This is a genomic window from Streptomyces sp. NPDC005899, from assembly GCF_040629645.1.
In the GTDB taxonomy this organism is placed as follows: domain Bacteria; phylum Actinomycetota; class Actinomycetes; order Streptomycetales; family Streptomycetaceae; genus Streptomyces.
In genome coordinates this window covers 21,158-28,432 of sequence record NZ_JBEXWB010000051.1, presented here as the reverse complement: position 1 = coordinate 28,432, position 7,275 = coordinate 21,158, and the positions used below count along the sequence as shown (strand labels likewise).

Sequence of the window (7,275 nt, the reverse complement as noted above, 5' to 3'; positions counted from 1 at the left end):
CCGACGACGCTCGTGGCGGGCACCGGCGGTCGGGCCGCGGCGCGGGCCGTGCCGGCCGAGCTCGTGAGGGCGGCCGCGCAGTCACGTGCCGTCGGGCGTTCCCCCTCGTCCAGGGCCGTCATGTCCCGCAGCAGACCGCGCAACCCGCCCGGCAGCCGGGAAGGCAGGACGGGAGACCGGTGCAACCGCGCTATCGCGGCTTCTAGGGGTCCCCCGTCGTACTCGAGCCTCCCCGTGAGGCATTCGAGGAGCACCAGGCCGAGGGCGTAGATGTCGGTGGGCCGGCCGATGGGCCGCCCGAGGACCTGCTCGGGTGAGAGGTAGGCCGCGGTGCCGACGAGGGTTCCCGTCGCGGTGCGCGTGGTGGCGTCGAGCAGGCGGGAGATGCCGAAGTCGGCGAGGTGGGGGCGGTGGGCGGCGTCCAGGAGAATGTTGGACGGCTTGACGTCCCGGTGGACGACTCCCGCCTCGTGTGCGTGGGCCAGCGCATGGGCGAGGTCCGCCCCGAGGGCGGCGGTGTCCTCGGGAGACAGCGGGCCCTCGGCGATGCGGTCCTTCAGTGTGCGGCCTTCGATGAGCTCCATGACCAGGAAGGCGCGTCCGCCGTGCTGCCCGGCGTCGTAGGCGGTGACGAGTCCGGGGTGGTGCAGCCGAGCCAGGATCACCGCTTCGCCGTGCAGGCTCGCCTCGATGTCGACACCGGCATCGGGCCGGAAGACCTTGACCGCCACCGGTCGTCTCATCCGCAGGTCGAAGCCTCGGTGGACATCCGCGGCACCGCCCGAGCCGAGGAGCTCGTCCAGGCGGTACCGGCCGCTCAGCACCTCGGCGAAACGCCGGGAAGCCGTGGTCTGAGCAAAGTCGCGAAGCCTCATTCCCTCTCCCACCGGATCGTAGGGGCCCATGCCCTCGGCGAGCCTCGGCCGACAGCGTCGGCGGACACGCCCCGGCACGCGGGTACCCGCGAAGCGCTCGAGTAGCCCCCCGTCTTCCCGGCACATGCGGGCCGGGCTGACCGGCGCACTCGCCGCTACGCGGTCGCGTGCGGTCGGACGCGACGCAGCGCGGTCGCGATCCGGTGTGCGGAGGCGCCGGTGACGGCGGGCACGGCGGTGACGGCGGGCACGGCGCGGCACGAGGCTCGGTCACCCAGGTCGCCGGTTCCGCGTGCCCCCGCACGTCCGCCGGCGGGACGGGTGGGACCGGCGGGACCCGAGGCGCCGTGCAGCCCGGCTCCGAGACGCCGCACGGCGTGACGCCGTCACACCCCCGGGAGCGCCGTCCTCCTGGTCGCGGGCGTGGCCCGGCCGCCCCCCCACGGCAGGTGTGCCGGGCACGGACAGACGTCGCGCTCACCCGGGCTTCCGCTTCCCCACGGCGGCGCCACGCTCGGCGTTCGACCTGCCGGCGGCGTCCCGGCCCGGCGTCACCGTCGGGGACGGTGTGGCCGGGGGCGTCGTCCAGGGTTCGCAGTGTTCGGGCGCCAGCGCGCCGTCCGTGCCGCGCAGTGTCACCGCGATCCCGCCGTCCGCGCTCTCCGCGTACGAGACGGTGCAGACCAGCTGCCGTCTGGCCGCCGCGGCCAGACCACCGAGGGGGGCGGCGACGACGACGTGGGCACCGCTTCCGGCGAGCGAGACGCGGATGCGGGCATCGGAGGCCGTCGCGGTCAGGGACGGATCGTTGCGCAGGCCGGCCCGGCGCTCCCCTTCCCGCGGCCCGGCCATCAGCGCGGCGACCGTCTTCGCGGTGGACGGCCGTGCGGCGGAGTCCGCCTCCTCGCCCTCCAGGACGTACCCCTCGCCGAAACCCGCCGCGTCCCCACCCACGGTCCTCGGCACCGGAACGGGAGTGCCGTCAGGGGACAGGAAGAAGAGCAGCATGCGCACCTGCCGCGCCGGGAGCACGTCGATGGTGGCCGGGCCGCTCGCACCGATGACGTCCGTCTCCTGGATACCGCATCCGGTGAGCGCCACCAGCGTCGCCACGATCGCGGCAGGACGGAGAAGACCCCTCATCCTTCCGTCCCCTCCGTGCCGGTGCGGGCGCGCAGCGGTAGCTCGACCGTGAAGACGGCCCCGCCCTCCGGCCTGTTGCCGGCTCGGACGGTACCGCCGTGCAGCCGTACGTTCTCCTGCGTGATCGCGAGCCCGAGACCACTGCCCGCCGAGCGGCTACGGGCCGCGTCGGCCTTGTAGAACCGGTCGAAGATGTGCGGCAGCACCTCGGGCCGGATGCCGGGGCCGCTGTCGGTGACTTCGGTGACCAGCACGGTCGCCCCGTCCGGGGCCGTTCCCGTGGCAAGGCGTACGGTGACGGGCTCGGCCCCGTGGCGCAGCGCGTTGCCGACGAGGTTGGCGATCACGACGTCGAACCGGCGCGGGTCGAGGCGGACCCGTATCCCGTCACGCAGTTCGGTGCGCACGCGGTCGTCCCAGTGCCGGTGGTGGAGTGTCTTGCGGACGGTCTCCGCGGCGTCGACCTCGTCGGTGTTGAGTTCGGCGGCGCGGGCGTCGAAGCGGGATATCTCCATCAGGTCCTCGACGAGCACGGCGAGCTTGCCGGTCTCCGCGCTGATCAGCCTGACCGCTCGCGCGGTGTCGGGGTCGAGGCCGTCGGCGTCCTCGTCGAGGACCTCGGTGACGGCCAGCATCCCGGCGAGCGGGGTGCGTAGTTCGTGCGACACGTCGGAGGCGAACCGCCGGGCACGCGCCTCGGCCTGCTGGAGCGCGTCGACGGAGCGCTCCAGCTGTCCGGCCGACTCGTTGAAGGTGCTGGCCAGCTGGGCGAGTTCGTCGCCGCCCCGGACCTTTATCCGGGTGTCGAGCCTGCCGCTGCCCATGGAACGGGCCGCTCTGCTCAGCGCGCGGACGGGACGCAGCACACTGCGCGCGGCGACCAGTGCGGGCACGAGGGCGATGGCGAGGCCGGGAAGCGCCCCGTTGCGGGCGGCGGTGAGCAGGGCGTCGACGTCCGCCTGTTCGTCCGTCATCCTCATCACGGCGAACAGGAGCAACCCGGTGGGCAGACTGCTGCCGCTCACGCCGGTTCTGGTGACGACGGGGATGCCGATCGTGAGGTACGGGACGCCGTCGCGGACGACGCGCTGGAAGCCGCCGTGCGGAGAGGCGAGGGTGATGCGGCGCAGCTCGGGCGTGACCACCGACGAGGTGGGGCTGGTCCCGGAGGAGACGCGCAGGGAACCGTACTCGGCGAAGACGATCCACGGGTGCGGTTTGGCCTTCGCGGCGATGACGAAGAGCGACTCCCGGAGCATGGCGGGGTCCACCGGCAGTGCGGGGGCCAGTGTTTCGGCCTGCTCGCGGAAGGACGTCACCGCGGTGTCCTGGGCCCCGGCCAGGACGGCGTTGCGTGCCTCGCGGTAGGTGAGCGCGGCGGTCGTCCCGGCGCTGACCGCGGCGACCAGGAGGAACGCGAGGACGAGGCGGGTGCGCAGCCCGAAGGGCGCGATCCGGCGCCGTCGGGTGGCGCGCGGCGTACGGGCGGCGGTGTCGCAGGAGCAGGTGCCCTCGGCACAGGAACAGGCGCCGGTGGAGGTCACAGCGGCCCGAATCGGTAGCCGAAGCCCCGCACGGTCTGTATGTAGCGCGGGGTCCCCGGAGTGTCCTCGATCTTGTTGCGCAGCCGTCGTACGCAGGCGTCGACGAGGCGGGCGTCACCGTGGTAGCTGTGCTCCCAGACGTGCTCCAGCAGTTGCTGACGGCTGAAGACCCGCTCCGGCGCGGCGGACAGGTGGAGGAGCAGCTTCATCTCCGACGGGGCGAGCGGGACGCGTTCCCCGTTCTTGGCGACGGTGAGCCCGGCTCGGTCGACGGCGAGAGCACCGTGGAACTCCACGGCGGGCCGGCCGCCGCCGGGTTCCTCGATCCTGCGCAGCACGGCGCGGATGCGGGCCTCGATGACCTCGGTGCGTGCGGGTTTGACGATGTAGTCGTCGGCACCGGCTTCCAGACCGACGACGACGTCGAAGTCGTCGCCGCGGGCGGTGAGCATGATGATGGGCAGCTGGCTGTTCTCCCTCACGCGGCGGCAGACCTGCACCCCGTTCATGCCCGGGAGCATTAGGTCGAGCAGCAGCAGGTCGGGCCTGAACTCGCCGAGGGCGGCGAGCCCGGCCTCGCCGGTCGCCGAGGTCCGCACCTCGTGGCCGCGGCGGCGCAGTCCGAGCTCGACCCCTTCGCGTACGGAGGGGTCGTCTTCGATGAGGAGCACGCGTGGCATGGACACAGTATCCCTGGGGCCGGAGACGGGTGGTGGCGCGGCCGGTCACGGTCTGCGGCGGAGCCGGGTGGCCGCGCCCTCGACGAGTGCGGTGATCCCGGTCAGCCCCAGGGGGCGGGCCAGCGCGAGGAAGACGGCGCCGATGGCGAGCGCTCCCGCCCCGGCGGCCGCTGGGGCTCCGCCCGGGGCCGCCCAGTGCGCGGCGGCCTGTCCGAGCAGCGTGGCGGGGACGGCTGCCAGCAGGAGCCGTACCTGCGCGGTGACGGAGGCGGAGCGCCACAGTCCCGGCGCCTGCCTCCCCGGCGCGGCGAGCCTGCGGTGCAGGACGAAGGCGGTGAGGGTCCACCCGGCGAACAGGGCCAGCGAGTACGCCCCGGCGATGCCGGTGACGGCCCAGCGGGCCGGGAGCAGGGCGTACGCGGTCGCGGACAGGCCGGCGTTGAGGCCGGCGATCACCAGGTTGAGGAGGAAGGGGGTACGCGTGTCGGACAGGGCGTAGAAGGTTCGGCTGAGGACGTACTGTCCCGAGAAGGCGACCAGCCCGGGTGCGAACGCCATCAGCGTGCCCGCCATGACGGCGACGTCACGCGCGTCCGTCTCGCCGTACTGGAAGACGAGCGCCATCAGGGGCTGGGCCAGGGCGAACAGGGCGCACGCCGCGGGCACGACGGCTGCCGCACCGGTGCGCAGGGCGTAGGCGAGGTCCCGCCGTACTCCCTGCGTGTCACCGTCGGCGGCGGCCGCGCTCATCCGGGGCATGAGAGCGGTCACCAGGGACACCGTGATGATGCCGTGCGGTACGGCCCACAGCAGGTAGGCGTTGTTGTACGCGCTGAAACCCGCGCCCCCGTCGACACCGGCCGTCTGCGCACGCAGGCCCGCCGAGGTCGCCAGCCGGGTCGTGACCCAGTACGCCGCCTGGTTGGTGAGGACCAGCAGCACCAGCCAGCCGGCTGACCGCAGCGGCCGGGTGAGGCCGTTGCCGCGCCAGTCGAAGCGGGGCCGGAAGCGGAAGCGGGCGGCACGCAGGGCGGGGAGCAGTGCCAGGGCCTGGACGGCGATGCCCGCGGTGGTTCCCCAGCCGAGCAGCGCTGTCTCCGCCGCGGTGAGCGACCCGCCGTCCCCGGTCGCGAGGTAGAGGCCGAAGACGGCGATGACGACGATGTTGTTGAGGACGGGCGTCCACATCATCGCGCCGAACCGGCCCCGTGCGTTGAGCACTTGCCCGAGCAGGGTGAACAACCCGAGGAAGAGGATCTGCGGCAGGCAGTACCGCGCGAAGGCGACGGTCATGGTCGCCTGCCCGGCCGTGTAGTCGGTGTACGCGCCGACGATCGCGGGCGCCCCCCACACCGCCGCTCCGGTGATCACCGCCAGGGCGAGGACGCAGACGGTGAGCAGCCGGTCGGTGTAGGCCGCCCCGCCGTCCTCGTGCCGTCGGGCGGCCTTGACGAGTTCGGGTACGAAGACGGCGTTGAGGGCGCCGCCGAGCAGCAGCATGTAGACGATGGTGGGGACGGAGTTGCCCACGGCGTATCCGTCGGCGGTCAGTCCGATCCCGAGGGCGGCGGCGACCACGGCGGACCGCACGAAACCGGTCGCCCGTGAGACGACCGACCCGGCCGCCATGATCAGGCCGTTGCGCAGAACCGAGCCGGTCCGGGGCTGCGCCGCCGTGTCGGACGCGGGAGGCGAGGGGGCGGGGGCACTCATCGGCGCGCCATGTACGTCTGGAACGCGCGGTACAGCGCGTGGTTGGCCGTGCCGTCCAAGGGTCTCTCCCATTCCCCCAGCGTCTCGACGACCTCGCCGCCGGTGCCCAGCTTCCAGCGCAGCAGCCCGAAGGGGCGGTCGTCGGGATCGAGGGTCGAGGGTACCCCGCGCATGTCGTAGACGTGGGCGCCCAGCGCCTGGGCGTCCAGCAGCATGCGCCATTGCAGCAGGTTGGAGGGGCGCACCTCACGGCGGTGGTCGGCGGAGGCACCCGTCTGGTACCAGACCCGCCGGCCGACGTGGACCATGGTGTGCGCGGCCAGGGTCTCGCCGTCGTGACGGGCGAGGTAGAGCTTCATCCTGCCGGGCTCCTCCGCGTTCAGTGCCGCGTACTGGCGCTCGTAGTACTCCAGCGACCTGCCCAGCCGGAAGCCGTCCCGCTCCTCGGTGGTCCGCAGCAGGCGGAAGAACTCGGGCAGGTCGGCCGCACCGCCGAGCACGACCTCGACCCCTGCCTTCTCGGCACGGCGGACGTTGCGCCGCCATTCCTGGTTGAGGCCGGACCACAGGTCATCCGGTCCGCGCCCGGTGAGCGGCACGTGGAAGACGTGGCGCGGCTGCGCGTCCCCGTCCTCCTCCCCGCCGCACCGCCGCCACCCCCGGGATCGCAGCCGTTCGGCGACCGCCGTGCCCAGCGGATCCACCTGGGTCGCGAGGACGTCGGACAGCCGCCGGCCGGGTCCGGTCGCCGACTTGACCCGTGCGGCGCTCCAGCGGCGGTAGGCCGGCGAGGGCCCGATCCGTACGGCGAAGGCGCCCGCCGCACGCAGGTGCCGCAGCAGGGGGCGGAGCCAGCCGTCGACGCCCGGGTCCGCCCAGTCGACGACAGGCCCCTCCGGCAGGTAGGCGAAGTACTTCCTGGTGCCCGGCAGTTGGCGCAGGAGGACGAGCGCCGCGCCGGTCAGTCCGCCGGACTCCGGCTCCGGTCCCCAGCCCACGAGTTGTGCCCGCCATCCGTCCTTCACCTGTGCCCAGGACGGGCATTGCAGGAATCCGGCCCCGAGCCTCTCCCCCTCGCCGGATTCCAGGAACGCGCGGTACGCGGCGGAGGTGACGGGCGCCAGCGGTACCTCGTCGGTGCGGCCGGCCGTCACGAGCAGTGCTGACACGGTGTGAGCCTTCCTCTGTGCGGTGTCGGACCGATGTTCACAGCCGCCCGTGACCGCTCCGCGCGCCGAATGTGACGGGACGGCGACCGTCGTCCTACGGTCGCCGTCACATGGCCGCATAACCGCTCACCTGCGGTTCCTCCGCCCTACA

The 7,275-nt window shown here is 73.4% G+C and carries 6 protein-coding genes; all 6 read right to left on the bottom strand.

The window, feature by feature from the left end; all coding sequences use genetic code 11:
- On the bottom strand, positions 1 to 875 hold an 875-nt coding region (locus ABZ371_RS09690; RefSeq protein WP_358675953.1), incomplete at its 3' end, for a serine/threonine-protein kinase.
- 477 nt (positions 876 to 1,352) lie between these two features.
- A complete protein-coding gene (locus tag ABZ371_RS09685) occupies positions 1,353 to 2,018 on the bottom strand; it encodes a hypothetical protein (RefSeq protein ID WP_358675950.1) in 666 nt (221 codons plus the stop codon).
- Positions 2,015 to 3,472, bottom strand: coding sequence for a HAMP domain-containing sensor histidine kinase (locus tag ABZ371_RS09680; protein ID WP_358675962.1), 1,458 nt, complete (start codon positions 3,470 to 3,472; stop codon positions 2,015 to 2,017). Before ABZ371_RS09680 ends, ABZ371_RS09685 begins: the two co-directional genes overlap by 4 nt.
- 86 nt (positions 3,473 to 3,558) lie before the next feature.
- Positions 3,559 to 4,242, bottom strand: coding sequence for a response regulator transcription factor (locus tag ABZ371_RS09675; RefSeq protein WP_358675947.1), 684 nt, complete (start codon positions 4,240 to 4,242; stop codon positions 3,559 to 3,561).
- A gap of 45 nt (positions 4,243 to 4,287) precedes the next feature.
- Positions 4,288 to 5,955: a murein biosynthesis integral membrane protein MurJ gene (gene murJ, locus ABZ371_RS09670; RefSeq protein WP_358675944.1), complete on the bottom strand. Its 1,668-nt coding sequence runs from the start codon at positions 5,953 to 5,955 to the stop codon at positions 4,288 to 4,290.
- Positions 5,952 to 7,115 carry a peptidoglycan bridge formation glycyltransferase FemA/FemB family protein gene (locus ABZ371_RS09665; protein ID WP_358675959.1) on the bottom strand — a complete coding sequence of 388 codons (1,164 nt, stop codon included), beginning with the start codon at positions 7,113 to 7,115 and terminating at the stop codon, positions 5,952 to 5,954. The genes murJ and ABZ371_RS09665 overlap by 4 nt, the downstream gene beginning before the upstream one ends.
- Positions 7,116 to 7,275: the final 160 nt, after the last annotated feature.